Here is a 21,648-nt window from a genome sequence, read left to right as displayed (position 1 = left end):
CTCGTCGATTTCATCCGCTCCGCTTCTGTCGCGCGCTCGCAAGGAGCACCAGCATGAAGGATGCGGCCGTCATCAGCGTCGAGATCGCGGCGATGGTCGGGTCGATCTCGTCCCGGAGCGCGGTGAACATGCGCTTGGTCAGCGGCTGGAACTGGCCGCCGGAGATGAACAGCGCGACGATGGTCTCGTCCATTGCCGAGATGAAGGCGAAGATGCCGCCGGCGATCACGCTCGACTTGATCTGCGGCAGCGTCACCGCGAAGAAGCTGCGCAGACGGTTCATGCCGAGACTGCGCGCCACCATCTCCTGCGCGGGGTCGAAGCTCTGCAGGCCCGCGAGCACCGAGATGACGACATAGGGCAATCCCAACATCACGTTGGCGAGCACGAGGCCGGACATGGTCGCGACCAGGCCTACCTTGGCGTAGACGAAGAAGATGCCGACCGCGGTGATGATGATCGGTACCACCAGCGGCAGCAGCAGCGCCATGTGGATGATGCGCATGATGCGCAGCTTCGACTGGCTGATGGCATAGGCAGCGGCCACGCCGAGCGGGGTCGCGATCACGACCGTCAGCAGCGCGACCGTCAGCGTCACCCGCGTCGCCTGCATCCAGGCGGAGTTGGCGAAATACTGCTGGTACCAGCGCAGCGAGAACGACGGCGGCGGGAAGGTCAGGAAGCGCGCGCTGGAGAACGAGATCGGCGCGATGATCAGGACGGGCAGGATCAGATACACCAGCACCAGCGCGCTGATCGCGTAGAGGGCAATCCGGGTGGGCGAAGTGCGCATCATTTCTGCCCCAACACACGATCGAGCGAGATGAAGCGGCTGACGGCGAAGAAGATCAGAAGCACGCTCAGGAGCAGCACCACCGCGACCGCGCTGGCAGCCCCGAACTGGTTGTAGAGCTCGACATTGCGGCTCACCAGCATCGACACCATCACGGTGCGGCCGCCGCCGAGCAACTCCGGCGTGATGTAGAAACCGAGGCAGAGCACGAACACCATGGTGCAGCCGGCGAGCACGCCCGGCAGCGACAGCGGCAGGAACACGCGGAAAAATGTCAGCGACGGGCTCGCACCCAGGCTGGCGCCGGCCTGCATGAGATCGCCGGGGATCTTCTGCATGGTGGCATAGAGCGGCAGCACCATGAACGGCAGCAGGATGTGCACGGTCGCAACCACCGTGCCGAACGTGTTGTGGACCAATGCGAGCGGCTCGGAGATGACGTCCAGATAGCGCAGGAACTGGTTGATCACGCCGGTGCGCTGCAGCAGCGCCAGCCAGGCATACGCGCGAACCAGCACGCTGGTCCAGAACGGCAGCACGACCAGCGACAGGATCAGAATGCTCCAGCCTTTCGGCACCGAGTTGGCGAGATAGGCCACGGGATAGCCGAGCAGCAGCGCGATTCCAGTGACCGCGAGGCTGATCTCGAAGGTCAGTGCAAAGCTGCGCCAATAGACGTCTTCGGTGAAGACGCGGCGATAATTCTCCAGGGTAAAGCCGTCATGATAGACCGACTGCCACGCCAGCCAGCCGACCGGCAGCACGATCAGGGCCAGGATCACCAGCAGCGCCGGCGACACCAATGCCAGCATCAGGCCGTGCTCACGGCGCTGATGCTTTTGGGAGGGATCTGGCAGGGATGTCGTCAACGCTGCCTCGCTCACTTCTGCATGAACGACGCCCACCGCTTCTCGGCCGCTTCGCCCGCGGGCGAGGACCACCAGGCGTAGGACATCAGCGCCTGCTTGGCCGCATTCGCCGGCTCGCTCGGCAGCTGCGCGGCGCGCTCGGGCTTGATCACGCCGGTCTCGAACGCCTTCGGGTTACCGGGGCCGTAGTCGATGTGGAGCGGCAGGTTGGCCTGGTGCACGGGATCGACGGCCTCGTTGAGGAATTTCACCGCTGTTTCCAGATTCGGCGCGCCCTTGAGGATGCAGAGCGAAGTGCTCTGCAGGATGCCTTGATTGTAGGTGAACGCGACCTTCGCGCCTTCCTTGGCGACCGCGCTGACGCGGCCGTTCCAGGCCATCTCCATGTCGATCTCACCATCGTTGAGAAGCTGCGCCGATTGCGCGCCCGAGGTCCACCACACGGTGATGTGCGGCTTGATTTCTTCCAGCTTCTTGAAGGCGCGGTCGACGTCGAGCGGATAGAGCTTGTCGGGCGCGACGCCATCCGCCATCAGCGCCGCCTCGAGCGTGGCGATCGGATGGTTGCGCAGCGCGCGGCGGCCGGGGAATTTCTTCACGTCCCAGAAATCGGCCCAGCTGTTCGGCGCATCTTTCGGGAACGTCTTCTGGCTGTAGGCCAGCACGCTGGAATAGAACTCGTAGGAGACCGAATATGGGCTGCGATACGCCTCGGGCATCGCCGCCGCATTGGGGATCTTCGAGAAATCCAACTTTTCGATCAGCCCCTGCTCGCCGCCGCGCAGGCAATAGCCGGTCGGCGTGTCCACGACATCCCAGATCGGCTTGCCGCTGCCGACTTGGGTCTTGATCGCGGGCCAGGCGTCGGGAATGGAATCCTGGTTGATGGTGATGCCGAGCTTCTTGGCGGAGGGGTCGAGGATCGCCACCGTCTGCGCCTGCTGATAGGCCCCGCCCTGCGAGACGAAGGTGATCTGCTCGGCGGCATCCGCCGCGGTGGTCAGTCCGATGGCGCCCAGCAGCGCGCAGCCCAATCCAATAGTCCGCTTCATGATCATCCTCGCCTCCTCCAAACAGATCTCACTGACCAATCGCGTCGAGAAACTGGTACCAGCCGGCGACCATGCGCACAGCGGGTTCGCGCAGCGGATAGAACGGAATTGCTCTCATGCGCCTGATATCGAGCAGGCCGACCTCGGGCGTCTCGCCGCGCACGAAGGCGGCGAGATAGCGGCCCATCAGGCTCGACATCGCAACCCCGGCGCCGTTGTAGCCGATCGAGACCAGCGTGCGGTCGTCGAGCCGGCCGATATGTGGCACCGAGTCAAGCGTCATCGCGACCAGGCCCGACCATTTGTATTCGAGCGGGATATCGGCGAGATCGGGGAAGATGCCGACCATCGCCTTGCGCAAGGCGTCGAACGCCGCTTGCGAATCCTGCTTGCCGAAGGCGCCGCGGCCGCCGAAGACGACGCGATTGTCGACCATGCGGAACCAGCGCATCATGCGCTTGGTCTCGGTGTAGGTTCGCCCTGTCGGCATCAGCTTGCCGGCGAGATTGCGCGGCAGCCTGTCGGTGGCGATGATGGCGCTGCGGAACGGGATCAGCGTGCGCTGCATCTGCGCGGTGGCATCGGTCAGATCCGAATAGCTGTTAGTGGCGATGATCGCCTGCTTCGCCCGCACCGCGCCTCTCGGCGTCTCGGCGACGATGCCGCCATTCTCCCGCCGGAGTTTGACCACCGGCGACTCCTGGTAGATGGGAACGCCGCGGCGCGCGACACCATCGGCAAGGCCGCGCAAATAGTTCAGCGGATGAATACCGCCCGAGCCGGGATTGAGCACGCCGCCGACAAAGATGTCCGAGCCGGTCTCGTCGCGCACGGAGCGCTTGTCGAGGATGCGGACCTCCGCATCGCCCATCTCTCGCCTCATCCAGTCGGCTTCATCGATCGCGGCCTTCAGCGTCGTCTCGTTATGTGCCGCCTTGACCTGGCCGGTGCGCGTCAGCTGAGCGCTGATGATGCCGAACTCGGAGACGAGCTCTTCGACCATGTCGGTCGATTCATGCGCGATCTCGTACATGCGCCGCGCCATGGCGCGGCCGTGCACCGCATCGATCTCGCGGAACGAGAGGCGGAATTTTGCCGTGATCACACCGCCATTGCGGCCGCTCGCGCCCCAGCCGGGGCGGTTGGCCTCCAACACGACCGGGGCAAGCCCGCTTCTGGCGATGTGGTGCGCGGCGGAGAGGCCGGTGTAGCCCGCGCCGATGATCACCACGTCCGCCTGTTGCTCGCCCGACAGGACCTGGAACTCGCGCGCCGGCTCGGCCGTCGCTTCCCACAGCGAGTTGGCCGATGGCAGCGCGCTCCAGTCCCGTGTCATGCCGCCGCTCCTCGTTACGCCGCCGGACCGATCGCGGCGTCGGCGAGCGCCTTCAGCGTCGGATAATGGAAGTCCGGTTTGGTCAGCTTCTCCACCGCCGGCGTGCCGCCGAAGCCGGCGATGCCCTGGCGGCGCTCGATCCAGCACACCTTGTAGCCGAGCTTCCGAGCGATCCCGATGTCGTGGTACTGGCTCTGCGCGACGTGCAGGATGTCCGACTGCTTGTAGCCGAAGGCGGACTGGCGACCCTTGTTGTAGGCGAAGAATTCCGGGTTCGGCTTGGCTACGCCGGTGTCGTCGGCGCAGACCGTGTCGTCGAAGGGATTGCCGAGCGCATGCGCGTAGCAGGAGAGCGCAACCCGGTCGGCATTGGTCATCGCCACCAGCCGGAATTTGGTACGCAGGCGCCTGAGTGCCTCGACCGAGTCCGGGAACGGCCCCCAGCGCAACACGGCGAGCTGGAACATTTCGCAGGACGCATCGTCGGCCGGCAGCCCGAGCTCCTTGGCCAGATAGCGGTAGACGTGGAACATCACCTCGCTCGAGCGCTCGTAATGCTTGTCACGACCGCGCTTGTAGGATTCGAAGATCTGGTCGTCGCTGAGCTCGGCCGGCGTTTTGCCCGAAATCCTGCGCACCGCGGACAGCACGCCGGTCTCGAAGTCGATCAAGGTGCCGACGACGTCGAAGGTGAGAACCTTGAAATTGCTGAACGCGGCTTGGGTCGACATGTTCGTTTCTTCTCTCGGGTTGGATGAGGCTTGAGTTCAGTCCACCTTGGGGACGACGATGGTGTCCTCGGGGTGAAGGGTCACGGTGAGGCTGCCGCCGAGCGGCGGGATGCGGCTGTAGGCCTGGTGATAGCTCGGCTGGCGCAGGCTGAGCGCGATGCCGCCTTCGAGCGCCAGGAAAATGCGCAGGCTCTCGCCCTGATAGACGATGTCGGTGACCGTGCCCGTCAACCGATTGCAGGCGGCATCCTGCGCGCCATCGTCGATCAGAAGCTTTTCGCTGTGCACGGCGAGCATCAGGGCGTCGCCATCGGGAATGGCGCGGGCGCTGCGCAGCAGCGCATTGCCGAGCGCAACGCTGCTGGGATCGGCGCGGCGGACCGGCAGCAGCGTGGCTTCGCCGATGAAACTCGCAACGAAGGAATTTGCGGGATGGTCGTGCAGCCGCTCGGGCTGGTCGATCTGGATCAGCCGGCCGTCCTTCATCACCGCGACGCGGTCGCTCATGGTCAGCGCCTCACGCTGGTCATGGGTGACATAGATGATGGTGGCGCCGATACGCTTGTGCAGCGCGCGCAGCTCGATTTGCATGGATTCGCGGAGCTGCTTGTCGAGCGCGGAGAGCGGCTCGTCCATCAGGATCAGGCGCGGCTCGAAGATCATGGCGCGGGCCAGCGCCACGCGCTGGCGCTGGCCGCCGGAGAGCTGCGCGATGCCGCGCGCCTCATAGCCGGCGAGGCCGACCATGGCGAGCGCCGCTCGCACTTTGTCAGGCCAGTTCGCTTTGGGCAGGCGCCGGGCGCGCAGGGGAAACGCGACGTTCTCGCCGACGCTCATATGCGGGAACAGCGCGTAGTTCTGGAACACCACGCCGATGTCGCGCTTGTGTGGCGCCACGTATGTGACGTCGCGGCCGCCAAACAGGATCGTGCCCGACGAGGGCAGGATGAAGCCGCCCAAAATGCCGAGCAGCGTGGTCTTGCCGGAGCCGGAGGGGCCGAGCAGAGAGACGAATTCACCGGCGCCGACATCAAGGGAGACGTCATCGAGAGCGCGAACGGCGCCATAGGCCTTGCTGGCGGACCTGATCTCGACGCTTTCCGCTCGTTTGTCCAACGATCGACCTCGCCATGTCCCGTGCTGGCGTGCCTCACTGCGCGCCATAAGCCTGCTTTATAGACAAGGATTTCGGGCACTCACGGACGAAGCGTGCAGCGCACCAAATCTTCTCCCGCAAGCCCCTGTCTGTAGGCTGTCATGCCAATGACACCAGACTTGGCAAAATCCGGCAATTGCCAAATTCTCACCGGCCTCATAACATGGCGTTATGCCCGAGCTGCGCCGCATGCTGCCGTCCAGCAACGCCCTGTTCGTCTTCGACGCAGCGGCGCGCAATGGCAGCTTCACGGCTGCGGCCGCCGAATTGAACGTCACGCAGCCGGCGGTGAGCCGTATGCTCGGCCAGTTCGAGGAGCATCTCGGCGTCCGCCTGTTCGACCGCAGAGGGGGACGCGCGGTGCTCACCGAGGAAGGCGAGCGGCTCTATCGCCGCGTGCTCGAAGGGTTTCGCAGCATCGAGAGCGGGCTCCTCGATATCGAGCAGCGCCGCAAGGGTACCGAGACCGTGACGCTGTCGGTCTCCTCCGCCTTCACCACGCATTGGCTGATGCCGCGCATCGACAAGCTCCAGAAGCAGTTTCCGCGAGTCGATCTGCGCTTCCAGCTGATCTCCGGCGCGCTGCGCGGACCGGTGGAAAATGTCGATCTCGGCATGCGCTTTCGCGACCGCGACGAGCCGTCGTCGGGCGGCACATTGGTGATGAAGGAAGTGATGCTGCCGATGTGCAGCCCCGGCTATCTCGGCGAGACCGATCCCACCGAAGGCAACACCATCATCCGCCTTGCCGAAACACCGGGCGACTGGGCCGCCGATTACGCCTCGCTCCTCACCGGGCGCCGTGGGGCGGCCAAGGCGCTGAGCTTCACCGATTATGCCGTCGTGGTGCAGGCCGCGCTGCTCGGCCAGGGCATCGCACTCGGCTGGCTGACCGTTGCCTCGCACTGGCTTCTCACCGGCGCGCTTGTGCCGGCCTCCGACACGCTCACCACCACGCGCCGCGTATGCGAATTCCTGCCGCCGCGCAACCGGCCGATGCGCCCCATCGCCGCCGAGATCCGCGACTGGATCATCGCGCAGATGAAAAGCGAGATCGCTGCGATCGACCGGCTCTATCCGAAGCTCGGCGCGATGGACGCCTGTTACTAAGCAGGCGGTGTTGGGGGAAGCCCCTCTCTCCACGTCATTGCGAGCGCAGCGAAGCAAATCCAGAGTCTTTCCGCAGAGGGGTTCTGGATTGCTTCGCGGAGCCTGTCATCGGGCCGCGCTTCGCGCGGACCCGTTGGCTCGCAATGACGATGTGGATAGAGCTTTGGCTCTACCGATGCTCGATTGCCCTGATTGCACCGCGCAACTCCGCGAGGCCGCGCAGGCGGCCGATGGCGGTGTAGCCGGGATTGGTGCGCTTGGTGGCGGCGAGATCGTCGAGCATGCGGTGGCCATGATCGGGCCTGAACACAATTTTCGTGTCGGGCGAACGCCGCGCGTTCTCCTTGAGCAGCGCCTTGAGCACCGCGACCATGTCGACGTCACCGTCGAGATGATCGGACTCGTAGAACGACAGGCCATCAGCTTCGCGCTTGGTGGCGCGCAGATGGGCGAACGCAATGCGAGGGCCGAACCGCTCCGCCATCTCAGGCAGGTTGTTCTCCGCACGCACGCCGAGCGAGCCCGTGCACAGGCAGATGCCGTTCGCCTTCGACGGCACGGCGTCGAACAGCGCCTGGTAGTCCTCAGCGCTGGAGGCAACGCGCGGCAGGCCGAACAACGGCCGCGGCGGATCGTCCGGATGCAGCGTCAGGGAGACGCCGAGCTGCTCGGCGACCGGTGCGACGCGCGCGAGGAACTCGACGAGATGCTGCCGCAGTATCTCAGGCGTGATGTCGCGATAGGCCTCCAGGCGGTCGCGGAATTGCGGGATCGTCATCGGCTCGGTGGTCGAGCCGGGCAGCGCGCTGGCGATGACCATGATGAGGTAGTCGATATCGGCCTGGCTCATCTTCTCGAACAGTGCCTTCGCGCGCGCCTGCTGCTCGAGCGAATAGTCCTGCGCGGCGGCCGGGCGCTTCAGGATGTGCAGCTCGAACGCTGCAAAGCGGTCCTGGTCGAAGCGCATGGCGCGGGCGCCGTTCGGCAGCTCCCATTCGAGATCGGTGCGGCACCAGTCGACTACTGGCATGAGATTGTAGCAGATGATCCTGATGCCGGAGGCCGCGACCGCCTCCAGGCTCGCGATCCACGCCTCGATCGACTTGGTCGCCTTGCCGCCGAGCCGCTTGACGTCGTCGGGGATCGGAATCGATTCCACCACCGACCAGGTCAGCTGCGAGCGGCCGGGTTGGCCGTTCTCGATGAAATTCTTCCGCTCCTCGACCGCCTTGCGCGTCCAGGCCTCCCCAATCGGCACCTGATGCAGTGCCGAGACGATATGGCTCGCCCCGGCCTGCCTGACGTCGTCGAGCGAGACCGGGTCATCCGGCCCGTACCAGCGCCAACCCTCCAGCATCATACCCACTCTCCCAATCAGTTCGCGGTCAGCACGACCTTGACGCTCTGCGAGCGATCGAGCGCGAGCCTGAGCGCGTCGGGTGCGGTCGAGAGCGGCCGCTCGGCGGTGACCAGCGACAGCACGTCGACGCTGCCGGCGGCAATCAGTTCCACCGCGGTCATGAACTCGAAGCCGAACCGGAACGAACCGCGCAGGTCGATCTCCTTCGCCATCACCGCATTCGACGGCGTCGGAATCTGGCCGCCGGGCAAATTGCCGATCTGCACCACGACGCCGCCGCGCCTGACGATACCGATCGCGCTCGCAAGGCCTGCAGCCGTGCCGGAGACTTCGAAAGCGACGTCATAGGGACGCGACGCGGCTTGTGCTTTCAAGCCTTCCTCGCCTGCAGAGACGTTCTCGACGTGCGAGGCGCCGAGCTTGGTCGCGAACGCCAGTGGTGCCGGCGCGATGTCGGCCACCGTGATGTCGGCCATGCCGGCACGCTGTGCGGCGAGCATGGTCAGAAGCCCGATCGGGCCGGCGCCGAAGATGATGCCTCGCTTGCCCTCGATCTTGCCGGCACGCGCGACCGCGTGCAGGCAGACCGCGAGCGGCTCGGCCAGCGCGGCGGCCTGGTAGGATACGTGATCGGGGATCTTCACACACTGTGCGGGGATCGCATCGAAATAGTTGGCGAAGCCGCCCTGCATGTGCGGCGTCTTCGAGGCCGAGCCCATGAAGTAGATGTTCTCGCAGAGGTTCGGCCGGCCTTCACGGCAGGCGACGCAATGCCCGCACCAGCGCGACGGGTTCACGGCGACGCGGTCGCCAACCTTCAGGTTCGCAGCAGTGCCGGATATCTCCACGACCTCGCCGGAGATCTCGTGGCCGAGCACCAGCGGCGACCTCACCACGAAATCGCCGGTCCGGGCATGGCGGAAGTAGTGCATGTCCGAGCCGCAGATGCCGCCGGCGCCAAAGCGGATGCGCACCATGCCGTCGGCGAGCTTGTCGAGCGGATGCTCGATCATGCGCAGGTCTTCGGGGCCGAACAGCGTTGCGGCGAGAGCGGTCGAGGTCATTTGGAGAGTCCCATGTATTTAGGCAGCCAGAGGGTCAGGTCGGGAATGTAGGTGATCGCGATCAGCGCCAGCATCAGCGGCACCAGCCATGGCAGGATCGCCACCGTCGTGCGCTCGACCGAGAGCTTTGCCACGCGGGCGAGCACGAACAGCACCATGCCGAGCGGCGGATGCAACAGGCCGATCATCAGGTTCAGCGTCATGATCAGGCCGAAATGAATGGGGTCGATGCCGAGCTTGAGCACGATCGGCAGCAGGATCGGCACCAAAATGGTGATCGCCGCCGTGGTGTCGATGAAGCAGCCGACGAACAGGATCAGCACGTTGGCGAGTGCCAAAAACACCCATTTGTTGTGGGTGATGTTGAGCATCCAGTCCGACAGCATCTGCGCCGCCTGCGACACCGTCAGCAGCCAGGCGAAGATCGAGGCTGCGGTCACGATGAACAGCACCGAGGCCGTGGTCTCGATGGTGTCGAAGGTCGCCTTGGCGACCGTCCGGAACGTCATGGTCCGGTAGCGCACGAGGCCGAGGAACAGCGACCAGATCACCGCGGCGACGGCGGCTTCGGTCGGCGTGAACCAGCCGAGCGTCATGCCGCCGATCAGGATCACCGGCGCCATCAGCGCCATCACTGCCGAGAAATCGAAGTACCAGTCGATCACGAGCAGCGTGCCGAGGCCGATCACGACCGCCATGTTGACCGAGAGGCCGGCGAGTACCATCAGCCAGATCGCCATCGGGAACGACAGCACGATGACGATCTCGAGACCGGCCGAGCCGAGTTGCGGCCAGGAGAACGGCGTGTCGCTACCCCATTTGTTCTTGTGCGCGAAGTAGGTGACGGTGGCCATCATGAACAGGGTCAGGACAACGCCGGGAATGACGCCGCCTAAAAACAGCGCGCCGATCGAGACGTTCGCCATCATGCCGTAGATCACGAAGGGCAGCGACGGCGGGATGATCGGCCCGAGCGTCGCGGAGGCTGCGGTGACGCCGACCGAGAATTCGGTGGAGTAGCCGTGGTCCTTCATCGCTTTGATCTCGATGGTGCCGAGACCCGCGGCATCCGCGATCGCGGTGCCGGACATGCCGGAGAAGATCACCGAGCCGATGATGTTGACGTGGCCGAGCCCGCCGCGCATCCACCCCACAAGCGCGACGGCGAATTTGTAGATGCGCCCGGTCACGCCGGCGATGTTCATGAGATTGCCGGCCAGGATGAAGAACGGCACCGCGAGCAGCGGAAAGCTCTCGACACCGGCGATCATGCGCTGCGCCAGCGTGACGTCGGGCGTCACGCCGCTGACCAGGATGTAGAGCAGCGACGACGCGGCCATGGCGATCGCCACGGGAACGCCGAGCAGCATCAGGATGAGAAAGCCTCCGAGCAGCAGCAGCATGATATTATATCTCCGATCCGTCGTAGGCACCGGGACGTTCGAGGACCGAGTAGCCCTGCCGCCAGTTTTGCGCCGCCACCTGCACGGAGCGTGCGAACATCAGCACGAAGCCGAGCAGCACGGCGTAGTAGACGTAGTTCTTCGCGAAATTGATCGTGGTCATCTGCTCGTCGCCGATGATCTGGATGTAGACCCAAACCAGCTTGATGGCGTAGCCGAAGAACGCGATCCGGATCAGGTCGATCACCGTCGACAGCGCACGTCCCACGAGTCGCGGCAGATAGCGATAGACCAGGTCGACCTGGATGTGCCGCGACAGCCGCACGCACATCGAGGCGCCGATGAAGACCACCCCGATCAGGCAATAGGTCGCGATCTCCTCGGTCCAGGCATAGCTGTCGTTGAGCACGTAGCGGCTGAAGAACTGCAGGAAGACGGCAAGCGCCATCACCCAGAAGATCGCCAGCGCCACCCAGTCCTCGAAAGCGTAGATGCCGAGATCGACCTTCGGCGTCGCCTCTTCCTCGAAGGTGTGGGCGATCTCGTCCGCGGTGATCTGCCGGTGTAGTTCGGCGGTCGACATGGGGTTACCTCTCTCCAAATCGTCGTTCCGGGGCGACGCGTTAGCGCCGAACCCGGAACTTCGAGATCCCGGGTTCGGTCCTACGGACCGCCCCGGATGACGACTACGTCGTCATTTCACTTCCTGGATCCGCTCCCAGTCGGCCTTGCGGTAGCCGAAGGTCTCGAACGGGACGTTCTTCAGCACGGTGTCGCGGAATTCGTTCTTGTCGACCTCGGTCACCGTCAGGCCCTTGTCCTTGAAGAAAGCGACCAGCTTGGCTTCGTTCTGCTTGATCTCACCGGTGGCCTTGGCTGCCGCCTCCTGCGCGACGTCGGTGAAGATCTTCTTGTCCTCATCAGAGAGCTTCTTCCATAGCCCGCCGGCGATCACGGTGTTGAGGTGATCGACGATGTGGCCGGTGAGCACGATGTGCTTCTGCACTTCGTAGAACTTCTTGGCCTCGATCGTGGTCAGCGGGTTCTCCTGCGCCTCGACGGTGCCGTTCTGCAGCGCGAGATAGACCTCGGCAAACGCGATCGGCGCGGTGTTGGCGCCGCAGGCGCGCGGCATCGCCAGGTAGGCCGGCACGTCGGGCACGCGCATCTTCAGGCCTTTCATGTCGGCGCAGGTCTTGATCGGCTTGTTCGACGAGGTCTGGCGCACGCCGTAATAGGTCACCGCGACGATGTGATGGCCGCTCTTGTCCTCATAGCCCTTGGCGAGCTCCTTGAAGATGTCGCTCTTGGTGTAGGCGAGCAGATGATCGGCGTCGCGGAAGGTGTAGGGATAATAGGTCACGCCGATCGGCGCAAAGCTCTTGGCCGCGAAGCTCGAGCCGGAGACGATGATGTCGACCGAGCCGAGCGACAGGCCCTGGTTGATGTCGGCCTCCTTGCCGAGCTGCGAGGCCGGATAGACCTCGATCTGGTAGCGACCGTTGGTGCGCTTATTGATCTCCTGCGCGGCCCAGACCGATGCGGTGTGGAACGGCTCCGAGGTCTCGTAGACATGGGCCCATTTCAGCTTGGTCTGCGCCATGCTGACACTAGTCGCGGCCAGCAGGGTGGCGGCGGAGATCGCCGCGGCAATCGTCATCTTCTTCAACATCGATTTTTCCTCCATCGTTCAAGTCTGCTTCTTGTTCGCCCCCAGCCGAAGCGGATGCGGGCCGCCCAATCTCATCGCCGCCGCGCACCGCCGCTCGCGGCTGGCTTCTTCTTCGGCGCATGTTTCGGTTTCGACGGTCTTGCCGCCGATCGCACCGCGCGGCCTTGCCCTGAAGTCGTCCCCGCCGCGGTCTCGGCACCGAAATTCTGCGCAAAGCGTTGCTGGGATCGCGCCAGATGCGCGCGCATGGCTTCGCGCGCGGCATCGGGATCATGCGCGGCGATCGCGTCGCGCACGGCGCGATGCTCGTCGAGCGCCGTGCGCCACGTACCCGGGCTCTCGAAATAATGCGCGAGCTTCGCGAAATATGGATTGAGACGCTGGTCGAACAGCTCGCCGACGACGCGCACCAGAACGGCATTGCCGAGACTTCCGGCGATCGCGATATGGAACGCGCGGTCGTGCACCATCGAGGCTTCGCCGGGATGTTCGACATTCTCCATCGCGACGAGGGACGCATTGATGCGGGCGAGATCGTCTTTGGTCGCGACGCGCGCGGCCTGCTCGGCGATGGCGCTTTCCAGGAATTCGCGGGCGCGCAAGAGCTCGAACGGCCCCTCGATGACGGCGGCGGGAGCAGGCGCGGCCACGGCGGCAGGCTCGATCACATAGATGCCGGACCCGACACGGATACGGAGGCGGCCCTCGACCTCGAGCGCGATCAAGGCTTCGCGCACCGTCGGCCTGGACACCTTGAGCTGCTCGGCGAGCTCGCGCTCGGTCGGCAAGCGGCTGCCGACCGCGTACTCGCCGCTGTCGATCAGACTTCGCAATTGATCGGCGACCTGGCGATAGAGCCGTCTCGCCTCCACAGCTTCCAGCGGCACGCTGGTCCTCCCGAAAGGGTCCGCGCGAGGCAGCCGTCGCCCCCGCGGCCCGCCAATTTTGGAAAATTGGTCTTACCAATTGACCGGAGCATTGACCTGGTACGGGCGCCATGTCAAGCAGCGGCCAAACACAGGGAGAGACGACCATGCGCCAGACTTCGATGCGTCTTGGCCGCGCCAACCTCGACCGGCTGCCGCCAGCCATCCGCCGCCCGGCCTATGATCGTTCGCGCGTCACGCCTGGCATCGTGCATCTCGGCCTCGGGGCGTTTCATCGCGCGCACCAAGCGGTTGTCATCGATGACTGCCTTGCCGCCGGAGCCACGTCCTGGGGTATCGTCGGCGCCAGCCTGCGCAGTCCGGACACGCGCGACGCCCTCGCCCCGCAGGATCATCTCTACACAATTGCCGTGCGCGCCGCCGAAGGCACCGAGCACCGCGTCATCGGCGCCCTGCTCGACAGCGTCGTCGCGCGCGAGAAGCCGGCCGCGCTGGTGGAGCGGATGGCCAATCCCGCTACGCGCATCGCGTCGCTGACGGTCACCGAGAAGGGCTATTGCCACACGCCGCAGACCGGCGACCTCGACGAGCGGCATCCCGACATCGTGCACGATCTCAACAATTTCGATGCGCCGCGCTCGGCGCCCGGATTCATCGTCGCCGCGCTGGCACGCCGGCGGGCGCTAGGCGCCATGCCGTTCACCGTGCTGTGCTGCGATAACCTCGCCGCCAACGGCCATACGGTGCGGCGGATCGTGACGCAGTTCGCTGCGCTGCGCTCAAAGGATCTCGGCAAGTGGATCGCGGATGCGGTCGCCTTCCCCTCGACCATGGTCGACCGCATCGTGCCGGAGACGACGGTTCGCGACCGCGATGCGGTCGAATCGGCGCTCGGCATGCGCGACGCCTGGCCGGTCATGACCGAACCCTTCACACAATGGGTGGTCGAGGACCGCTTCACGGCGGGCCGGCCGGACCTTGCCGCAGCGGGCGTCGAGCTCGTCACTGATGTCAAGCCGTTCGAGTTGATGAAGCTGCGGCTGCTCAACGCCAGCCATTCCGCGCTCGCCTATCTCGGCTATCTCTCGGGCTACGAAACCATCGCCGATACCATGCAGGATCCGCATTTTGCGCGCCTTGCCGCGCAGGTGATGGAAGAAGCCGCGGTGACGCTGACGATGCCCGCGGGCACCGACCTCGCCGCCTATCGCGCCTCGCTACTCAAGCGCTTCGCCAATCCGGCGCTGCATCACCGCACCTGGCAGATCGCAATGGACGGCTCGCAAAAGCTGCCACAACGGCTGCTCGGCGCGATGCAGGATCGCCTTGCGAGGGGCCTGCCGATCGCAACGCATGCGCTCGCGGTGGCCGGCTGGATGCGCTACGTCACCGGCCTCGACGAGCAGGGCCGATCGATCGACGTGCGCGATCCACTCGCCGGCGAGTTCGCCGCGCTGGCGCGCGAGGCGGGACCTGTTGCCGAGCGGCTCGCGCCCGCGCTGCTTGGTGTCGCAAAGGTGTTCGGCCCGCTCGGCGCCCTGCGCGAGGCCGTCACCGCGGCGCTCGGCCGTCTCTACACGGTTGGCGCGCGGCAGGCCGTGGCAACGCACGTCTCGGCATGACCACGAAGCGGGCAGCATCTTGAATGCTGCACTGCAGCCAAAATCGACGGAAGTCGCGCTTGCTTTTTGCCAGTCATTGGCCCACCCGAGAGCGATGGGAAAGGACAACAAGGTCATCGCCGCCAACGCGGCCTTCTACGCCGCGTTCTCGACGGGCGACTTCGCCGGCATGGAACGGATGTGGGCGGACGACGACTCCATCTCCTGCATCCATCCCGGCTGGCCGGCCATCATCGGGCGCGCCACCGTGATCGGAAGCTGGCGCGATATCCTGCAAAACCCGCACCGGCCGCAGATCGTCTGCGCCGAGCCGCAGGCGATCATCGACGGCGACAGCGCCCGCGTGCTCTGCATCGAGATCGTCGACGGCACCGCCTTGGCCGCCGCCAACCATTTCCGCCGCGTCGGCGACGACTGGCGCCTAGTACACCATCAGTCGAGCCCGATCGCGCAGATTGTCGAGCAGGCTGAGGACGATAGAACGAGTCACCGCGTCCACTGAGCGTGGCGATCACGCCAGCGTGATCTACTGTGCATGGGGTTGTTTTTCAGTTTTTTGTTTGGCGGTCCCGAGGTCCGACAGATCATCCAGCACGACCCGCGCCGCGGTGAAGTCATCGTCGCCGAAGAACATGCTGCGCGTGATCAGAACCGGGATACCGGCGCGCGAGGCCGCGATCAGCCCGTTGGCGGAATCCTCGATTGCGACGCACGCGGCGGCGTCCAGCTTCAGCCGCGCCAGGATCTCGATATAGACGTCCGGCGCGGGCTTCTTGTGGCTGACATCATCGCCGGCGACGACCGCCTCGAAATCCGCGGCCCAGCGCTTGCCCAGCGCCCGCGAGAGCAGCGCGTCGATGTTGCCGTGCGAGGTGGTGGTCGCGATCGCAAGCCGCTGGCCCCGCGCCCTCGCCGCAGCGAGCAGGTCCGCCACGCCCGTCCGTAAGGGGCAGCAGCCGGCCTCGACCAGCTCGGCATAATGCGCGGTCTTGATGCGGTGGAGCTCTGCAATCTCCATGTCCGACAATGGCGGAGCGGCCCCCAGCCTGGCGTGGTAGGCGCGCATGCGCTCCTTGCCGCCCGTCACCCGCAGCAGGTCCTTGTAGACGGCGCGGTCCCACCGCCAGTCGAGACCGTGGCGAGCGAAGGCGTGGTTGAAAGCCTGCCGATGCAGCTCCTCGGTCTCTGCCAAGGTGCCGTCGACATCGAAGATTAGTGCGGCCGCACGGCGGATCAGCTCGTTGGCGTCGCATCGCACTGTCGCGGGCGCCTCTCTCTGCGTGATCGACCCGGTCGCCAACTGCGCCTCCCTCCCGACCTACCTGTGACGGATGACCATCCCGCGAAGTGGCAGGCGAGACAAATCGCAATATCTTTTGCCGGACCCAAAAATCTCTTATGAGCGAACTACGCGCGACGTCGCGAACGGGAACTTTCGACCTGCACGGGAGACGCATGCGGCTCTTCATCCTTGGCCTCGGCTACAGCGCCCGGCACTTCGTCGGCAAATACGGCGACGGCTTCTCGCACATCGCCGGCACCGTGCGCGATCCCGCGCAGCGGAACGATCTCGCCGGCCTCGAGGTGCATCCGTTTTCCGGCCGCCCTCCGTCGCGCGAGACGGTTCAACAGCTTCGCGATGCCGATGTCCTGCTGGTGTCAATCCCGCCCCGCAACGGCGGAGATCCCGCGATCGCGGCGTTCGGCGGCGTGTTCCAGGGGAGCCGCTGCAAGGTCGTTTATCTCTCCACCATCGGGGTGTACGGCGATCACGGCGGTGGATGGGTCGACGAGAGCACGCCGCCGCAGGCAACCCTCGACCGCACGCGCATGCGGGTTGCTGCGGAGCAGGCCTGGATGGACGCGGCGCGCGGCGATGCCGTGATCCTGCGGCTTGCGGGCATCTACGGCCCGGTCCGCAATGCGCTGGTAACGCTGCGCGCGGGAACGGCAAGGCGCATCATCAAGCCGGGACAGGTCTTCAACCGGATCCATGTCGATGACATCGCGAGCGCGATCATGGCCGCTGTTCATCACCAGGGCGGCGGCATTTGGAACGTCTGCGACGACGAGCCCGCGCCGCCACAGGACGTGATCGCCTATGCGGCGAAGCTGATGGGGGTGGCGCCGCCGCCTGAAGAAGCGTTCACGACGGCCGAGATGTCGGCAATAGCCCGCAGCTTCTATGCCAGCAGCGCACGTGTCTCCAATGCGAAATTGAAGCGCGAGCTCGGCGTCACGCTGGCCTGCCCCACCTATCGACACGGCCTCGACGCACTATGGCGCGCAGGCGAAGGGCGATAAGGCTCCTGCGCTCCCACGCTTTCCAGCCATGCCTCGCCCGCGCTTGACTTCATCCCAGCGCGGTCGTGATCTAGGCATCGAGCGAGCCACCGAACAACGAGCTCGTCCCTTGGGAGGATGCAATGAACAAGACGATCGCCATGATCGCGGCGACGGTTGCCGTCGTCACGCTCAGCGCAGCGCGGGCCGCGCCGCTGCCCGAAGCCAGTCCCGACGATGTTGGATTTTCAAAACAAGGCCTTGCGCGGCTCGACAGCTTCTTCGCACGCGAGATCGCCGCCAAGCGCGTCCCCGGCGCGGTCGTTGCGATCGCGCGTGACGGCAAGCTCGTGCACTACAAGGCCTATGGCGTGCTCGATCCGGACAAGGGCACGCCGATGCCGGTCGATGCGATCTTCGCGCTGGCCTCGATGACCAAGCCGATGGCAGCGGTCGCCGGCCTGATGCTGATGGAGCAGGGCCGGCTGCCGCTCCAGGCCAAGCTGTCTGATTATTACCCCGGCTTTGCCGACATGAAGGTCGGCGTGCCCCAGGGCGACGGCTCGCTCAAGCTCGAGCCGCAGGCCTCGCCGATCTTCATCCACGATCTCTACCGGCATACGTCGGGCCTGATGTATGGCGGCCGGCCGGACTCATCGAGCCCGGTCGCACGGCAGTATCCTGATGGCATCGCGCCCGCGATCGAAGGCGACACCCAGGCCTTCATCGACCGCATTACAAAACTGCCGCTGGCGCACCAGCCCTCGACCGAGTTCGAATACGGCTTTTCGATCGACGTGCTCGGCGCGGTCGTCGAGAAGGTCAGCGAGCAGAAGCTCGGCGACTATCTCGCCGCCAATGTCTGGCAGCCGCTCGGCATGAAGGATGCGACCTTCCACCCGATCGACGCGCAGCGTTCGCGCCTCGCCCGCCCATTCGCGAACGATCCGCTGACGGGCAAGCCGCAGGCCATCAAGCTCTTGGACACCCCAACCAAGTTCGATTGTGGCGGCGCCTGCTCGTTCGCGACGGTCGGCGATTACATCCGCTTCGGGCAGATGCTGCTCAACGGCGGCGAGCTCGACGGGCAGCGCATCCTCTCCCCGAAGACCGTGCATCACATGACGGCCAACCATCTCGGCCCCGAGATCAAGAACAATGTGGCCAATATCGAGCCGCATCGCGGTGGCTTCGGCTTCGGCCTTTCGGTGGCGGTCCGGACCAGCGAGGGCCTGTCGTCGGTCCCCGGCAATCCCGGCGAGTTCACCTGGAACGGCGCTTATGGAACGCAATTCTTCTGCGATCCCAAGGAGCGTCTCGTCGTGGTGGTGGGGACGGCCGCGCCCGGCGAGCTCAGGAAATATTATCGCGAGCAGGTTCAGGACATCGTCTATGGCGCGATGACCAAGTGAAGCCTGTGCGCTGACATGAAAAGGGCGACCGATCGGCCGCCCTTTTGTTTGGGCCCGACGTCAGCTCAACACGCCGTACTTCTTGAACCAGGCCTCGGCCCGCTTCCAGGCGTCTTCCGCGGCGTCCTTGCGGTAGCTACCGCGATAGTCGGCATGGAAGCCGTGCGGTGCATCGGGGTAGATCTTGAACTCGGCTGTCTTCTTGTTCTGCTCGAGCGCTGCCTTCATCTGCTCGACCTGGGCAACGGGAATGCCGGTATCAGCACCGCCGTAGAGGCCGAGGACCGGCGCCTTCATCTCGGGCGCGAGCTGCATCGGACTCTTCGGCCACAGCGGATTGGCGGGATCGACCAACGTTCCATAAAAGGCAGCGCCCGCCTTGAGAGCGCCGCTGTGGGCGGCGTACTCCCAAACCGTGCGGCCGCCCCGGCAGAAGCCGATGATGCCGAGCCGGGTGGCGTCACCGCCTTGCGATCCCGCCCACGCCACCGACGCATCGAGATCCGACAACAGCTCGGCATCCGGCTTCGCATTCACCACCGGCAGCAGGTCCTTGACGTCCGCGATCTTGGTCAGGTCGACGCCCTTGCGGAAATAATAGTCGGGTGCGACCGCCAACGCGCCGAGCTTGGCGAGGCGTCGCGTCACGTCCTTGATGTATTCGTGCAGGCCGAAGATCTCCATCGCCACGATGATCACCGGCGCCTTGGTGTTGCCGGCCGGGCGGGCGAAATAGGCGGGCATCTCTTCGGAGCCGACCTTGATCTTGGCATCGCCGGCCTCGAGACCCTTGGTGTCGGTCGTGACCACCTCGGCGCGGACCGGCCCGGCCGCAAGCGTATAGCCTGCCGCCACGGCCGCGGTGGCACTCATGAATCCACGGCGCGAGACCGGAGCACTTTTGGTCAGGCCGACGACGTCGGACGTCATGGTGGTTTCGAAGCTCATTGGCCATTCCTTCCTGCTGATTGGCATCCCCCGGGGCGACGCATTCGCCGATAATTGCCGGCGGAACGCAAGTCACCAGCCTGCGAGCACGCTCGCTTTCACGCCAAGCCACGAGGGCCGGCGATCGTCGAATTTTGAGGATGTTGCCGAGAGTGGCTGCCGATGCGACACGGTTGAGCGCTGAACCGCATTGGATTCCCAACGACACTTCGACGTTCCCTGGATAGGGCGTGTGCCGGATTTAACCGTCTAGCTGCATTGCATCGCAACATCCGTTAACCGAAAAATGCGGTTCTTCCCTGTGGGCCCGATCGTCGGACGTCGCAGTGAATGCTGTTGTTCGTTCACTCGACAGGCACAGCCGCAACAAATGGCAATCGTGATGACGACGCTGACAAGTCATGTTGCTCATGCATCGCAGATCGTCGCCAATTCTCGTGCGAACCGTCGTTATTTGATTGAAGTTTTCGGAAAATCTGCGTCGCGCGATTTACTCGAATTTTCTTTGTGACGCCCTAGTTCCACGGCCGGAAGTTCCATCGCCGGAAACGGAGAGGCTTCCGCCCCGACGCGTGATCGGCCGCCCGGCAACGGACGAAAGAGCGCCCGGGTTTCATTCCCGTCCACTCAGATTGCGCTGCCCAAGGCTCAATTGAACAAACGTCTATCCGACCTGGAACTGAAATGAATTTGGCTCGTGAATCGATTGAACTGTTGGAGCAGGCCGCGCGAATCCTATGGTTCGAAGGCACCAAGCACGGTTTGCGGGACCGCGAATGGATGGCGCTGCGGTTCCTCTCCCGCGCCAACCGGTTTTCCCGAACGCCGTCGGCGCTGGCGAGCTACGTCGGCACCACGCGCGGTACCGCCTCGTTCATCATCGGCGAGCTCGAGCGGCTCGGTTATCTCGAACGAAAGCGCTCGGCCACGGACAAGCGGTCGGTGATGTTGAGCGTGACGCAGCAGGGCAAGAAGTTCCTGGTGCGCGACCCCGTGAACGTTCTCGTCGAGGCGATTGCCGTTCTCGACGACGAGGTCAAGATCCGCTTCCGCGACACGTTCCGGCACGTGCTGGACCACTCGGATGCTGCCGAGCAGCGGCACCACACGGACATCTGCAAGCGGTGCATCTTCTTGCGGGAAGATCGCACCAGCACGGACGGCAAGACGACCGTCGAGTTCAGCTGCCGCCTGTTTCGCGCGCCGATCGCGGAGGCGGAGGTCGAGCTGCTATGCACCAGCTTCGAGCATCACCGCCAATAGGAGGCGGTTCGATCAAGGCGTTGCCTTGCGCGACGAATAGATGACGCCGCCGCCGGCTTCCACCACCAGGCGTCCGTTCTCGTTCCTGATCTCTTCGATGCGGCCAAGACCGGGCACCTGTTGTCCGAGCACCGCCTCGATGACGCCGTTCGGGCCTTGCAGGATCGCAATCCCCTCATAGGCTTGGCGGACCGACCAGCCCTTGATCGTCTTCCGCGGCGCAGGCGCACGCTCGGGCGCAGGCACCGATCCCGTGAATTCAGGCGCTGTGACCGAGGCCATCATCGGCCCTTGCTGTGGCACCGGCTGCGATTGCACGATTGCCGGCGCGGGAGCCTGGGCCTGCACCTGAGCGAGCTTGTCGAGCTTCGCCGTCGAGGACGAACTCACCCGCTCGATCCGGTCCAGGGATGAGGCGGGCGCCCGCAATGACGGAGCAAGAGGCATCGGCGCTGCTCTGCTCCCCGATCCACGTTTGAATCGCAGACATGCCCTCCCATTCTCGCGGCTGATTTCGCCCGAGCTTTTGCTTCGTCGCTCCACCCTCGCAGGGAAGGCCGCATAGGCGTTAAGTTTGTTCTTGAGTGTTGGAATCACACGTGATTCCAAGGCGGGATGGCAGACGAATCGCTTCTGAACGAGGACTGGACGAGAGTGGTTACGCAGCTCGGCGGGGCTGCGCAGCTT

21 protein-coding genes and 1 pseudogene are annotated in these 21,648 nt (G+C 64.9%); 7 read left to right on the top strand and 15 right to left on the bottom strand.

The genetic code is table 11. The features are described 5' to 3' along the window. Window positions 1-10: 10 nt before the first annotated feature. The 6 genes from EAV90_RS16680 to EAV90_RS16655 all read right to left on the bottom strand — a co-directional run bounded on the left by EAV90_RS16680 (window position 11) and on the right by EAV90_RS16655 (window position 5,897). A complete protein-coding gene (locus tag EAV90_RS16680) occupies window positions 11-796 on the bottom strand; it encodes an ABC transporter permease (protein WP_129144048.1) in 786 nt (261 codons plus the stop codon). Then, window positions 793-1,605 (bottom strand): ABC transporter permease, encoded by an 813-nt coding sequence (locus tag EAV90_RS16675; RefSeq protein WP_162500555.1) that lies wholly within the window; start codon window positions 1,603-1,605, stop codon window positions 793-795. The genes EAV90_RS16680 and EAV90_RS16675 overlap by 4 nt, the downstream gene beginning before the upstream one ends. A gap of 68 nt (window positions 1,606-1,673) precedes the next feature. Next, window positions 1,674-2,720 (bottom strand): ABC transporter substrate-binding protein, encoded by a 1,047-nt coding sequence (locus EAV90_RS16670; RefSeq protein WP_129144047.1) that lies wholly within the window; start codon window positions 2,718-2,720, stop codon window positions 1,674-1,676. A 22-nt stretch (window positions 2,721-2,742) separates the two neighbouring features. Next, window positions 2,743-4,050, bottom strand: a complete 1,308-nt coding sequence (locus EAV90_RS16665; protein ID WP_129144046.1) for an NAD(P)/FAD-dependent oxidoreductase — start codon at window positions 4,048-4,050, stop codon at window positions 2,743-2,745. A 14-nt stretch (window positions 4,051-4,064) separates the two neighbouring features. Next, window positions 4,065-4,781, bottom strand: coding sequence for an HAD family hydrolase (locus EAV90_RS16660; RefSeq protein ID WP_129144045.1), 717 nt, complete (start codon window positions 4,779-4,781; stop codon window positions 4,065-4,067). Window positions 4,782-4,817: 36 nt separating this feature from the next. Further along, the gene (locus tag EAV90_RS16655; RefSeq protein WP_162500154.1) at window positions 4,818-5,897 is read right to left on the bottom strand and encodes an ABC transporter ATP-binding protein; all 1,080 of its coding nucleotides are present in this window, start codon (window positions 5,895-5,897) and stop codon (window positions 4,818-4,820) included. Between the two features lie 211 nt (window positions 5,898-6,108). On the opposite strand from EAV90_RS16655, the gene EAV90_RS16650 reads away from it, so the two are divergent. Next, window positions 6,109-7,047, top strand: a complete 939-nt coding sequence (locus EAV90_RS16650) for a LysR family transcriptional regulator (RefSeq protein WP_129144044.1) — start codon at window positions 6,109-6,111, stop codon at window positions 7,045-7,047. A gap of 169 nt (window positions 7,048-7,216) precedes the next feature. Here EAV90_RS16650 and uxuA read toward each other — a convergent pair whose 3' ends face one another. From uxuA to EAV90_RS16620, 6 genes are all read right to left on the bottom strand, one after another. Next, the gene (gene uxuA / locus EAV90_RS16645) at window positions 7,217-8,407 is read right to left on the bottom strand and encodes a mannonate dehydratase (protein ID WP_129144043.1); all 1,191 of its coding nucleotides are present in this window, start codon (window positions 8,405-8,407) and stop codon (window positions 7,217-7,219) included. A 14-nt stretch (window positions 8,408-8,421) separates the two neighbouring features. Beyond that, window positions 8,422-9,471, bottom strand: coding sequence for an L-idonate 5-dehydrogenase (locus tag EAV90_RS16640; protein ID WP_129144042.1), 1,050 nt, complete (start codon window positions 9,469-9,471; stop codon window positions 8,422-8,424). Next, window positions 9,468-10,874 (bottom strand): TRAP transporter large permease, encoded by a 1,407-nt coding sequence (locus EAV90_RS16635; RefSeq protein ID WP_122401802.1) that lies wholly within the window; start codon window positions 10,872-10,874, stop codon window positions 9,468-9,470. The genes EAV90_RS16640 and EAV90_RS16635 overlap by 4 nt, the downstream gene beginning before the upstream one ends. A 4-nt stretch (window positions 10,875-10,878) precedes the next feature. Beyond that, on the bottom strand, window positions 10,879-11,457 hold the full coding sequence (locus tag EAV90_RS16630; protein ID WP_122401801.1) for a TRAP transporter small permease: 579 nt from the start codon (window positions 11,455-11,457) through the stop codon (window positions 10,879-10,881). A gap of 111 nt (window positions 11,458-11,568) precedes the next feature. Continuing rightward, a complete protein-coding gene (locus EAV90_RS16625; RefSeq protein ID WP_376707294.1) occupies window positions 11,569-12,534 on the bottom strand; it encodes a sialic acid TRAP transporter substrate-binding protein SiaP in 966 nt (321 codons plus the stop codon). A gap of 83 nt (window positions 12,535-12,617) precedes the next feature. Next, complete coding sequence (locus EAV90_RS16620; protein ID WP_122406486.1) at window positions 12,618-13,433, bottom strand: FadR/GntR family transcriptional regulator; 816 nt, start codon at window positions 13,431-13,433, stop codon at window positions 12,618-12,620. Between the two features lie 146 nt (window positions 13,434-13,579). On the opposite strand from EAV90_RS16620, the gene EAV90_RS16615 reads away from it, so the two are divergent. Continuing rightward, window positions 13,580-15,055: a mannitol dehydrogenase family protein gene (locus EAV90_RS16615; protein WP_208738508.1), complete on the top strand. Its 1,476-nt coding sequence runs from the start codon at window positions 13,580-13,582 to the stop codon at window positions 15,053-15,055. Window positions 15,056-15,149: 94 nt separating this feature from the next. Continuing rightward, complete coding sequence (locus EAV90_RS16610; protein ID WP_122401798.1) at window positions 15,150-15,557, top strand: nuclear transport factor 2 family protein; 408 nt, start codon at window positions 15,150-15,152, stop codon at window positions 15,555-15,557. A 24-nt stretch (window positions 15,558-15,581) separates the two neighbouring features. Here EAV90_RS16610 and EAV90_RS16605 read toward each other — a convergent pair whose 3' ends face one another. Beyond that, window positions 15,582-16,355 carry an HAD family hydrolase gene (locus tag EAV90_RS16605; RefSeq protein ID WP_244607925.1) on the bottom strand — a complete coding sequence of 258 codons (774 nt, stop codon included), beginning with the start codon at window positions 16,353-16,355 and terminating at the stop codon, window positions 15,582-15,584. A 155-nt stretch (window positions 16,356-16,510) separates the two neighbouring features. Between EAV90_RS16605 and EAV90_RS16600 the strand changes: the two genes are divergently transcribed. Both EAV90_RS16600 and EAV90_RS16595 read left to right on the top strand, forming a co-directional pair. Then, window positions 16,511-17,359, top strand: a complete 849-nt coding sequence (locus EAV90_RS16600) for an SDR family oxidoreductase (RefSeq protein WP_129144040.1) — start codon at window positions 16,511-16,513, stop codon at window positions 17,357-17,359. A gap of 122 nt (window positions 17,360-17,481) precedes the next feature. Next, window positions 17,482-18,750 carry a serine hydrolase domain-containing protein gene (locus EAV90_RS16595; protein WP_122401796.1) on the top strand — a complete coding sequence of 423 codons (1,269 nt, stop codon included), beginning with the start codon at window positions 17,482-17,484 and terminating at the stop codon, window positions 18,748-18,750. A gap of 60 nt (window positions 18,751-18,810) precedes the next feature. On the opposite strand, the gene EAV90_RS16590 is transcribed toward EAV90_RS16595, so the two are convergent. Next, complete coding sequence (locus tag EAV90_RS16590; protein WP_122401795.1) at window positions 18,811-19,698, bottom strand: dienelactone hydrolase family protein; 888 nt, start codon at window positions 19,696-19,698, stop codon at window positions 18,811-18,813. Between the two features lie 382 nt (window positions 19,699-20,080). Here EAV90_RS16590 and EAV90_RS41255 point away from each other — a divergent pair, with 382 nt between their 5' ends. Beyond that, window positions 20,081-20,209: a hypothetical protein gene (locus EAV90_RS41255; protein ID WP_283809951.1), complete on the top strand. Its 129-nt coding sequence runs from the start codon at window positions 20,081-20,083 to the stop codon at window positions 20,207-20,209. A gap of 173 nt (window positions 20,210-20,382) precedes the next feature. Further along, on the top strand, window positions 20,383-20,961 hold the full coding sequence (locus EAV90_RS16585; protein WP_129144039.1) for a MarR family winged helix-turn-helix transcriptional regulator: 579 nt from the start codon (window positions 20,383-20,385) through the stop codon (window positions 20,959-20,961). Between the two features lie 12 nt (window positions 20,962-20,973). On the opposite strand, the pseudogene EAV90_RS16580 reads toward EAV90_RS16585, so the two are convergent. Further along, window positions 20,974-21,378, bottom strand: a pseudogene (locus tag EAV90_RS16580) (hypothetical protein); the annotation flags it as partial. Window positions 21,379-21,648: the final 270 nt, after the last annotated feature.

The sequence above is a fragment of the Bradyrhizobium vignae genome, assembly GCF_004114425.1.
GTDB classification, from domain to species: Bacteria; Pseudomonadota; Alphaproteobacteria; order Rhizobiales; family Xanthobacteraceae; genus Bradyrhizobium; species Bradyrhizobium vignae.
Note: the sequence above shows the minus strand (reverse complement) of the source record. Positions and strands in the feature narration are given on the sequence as shown.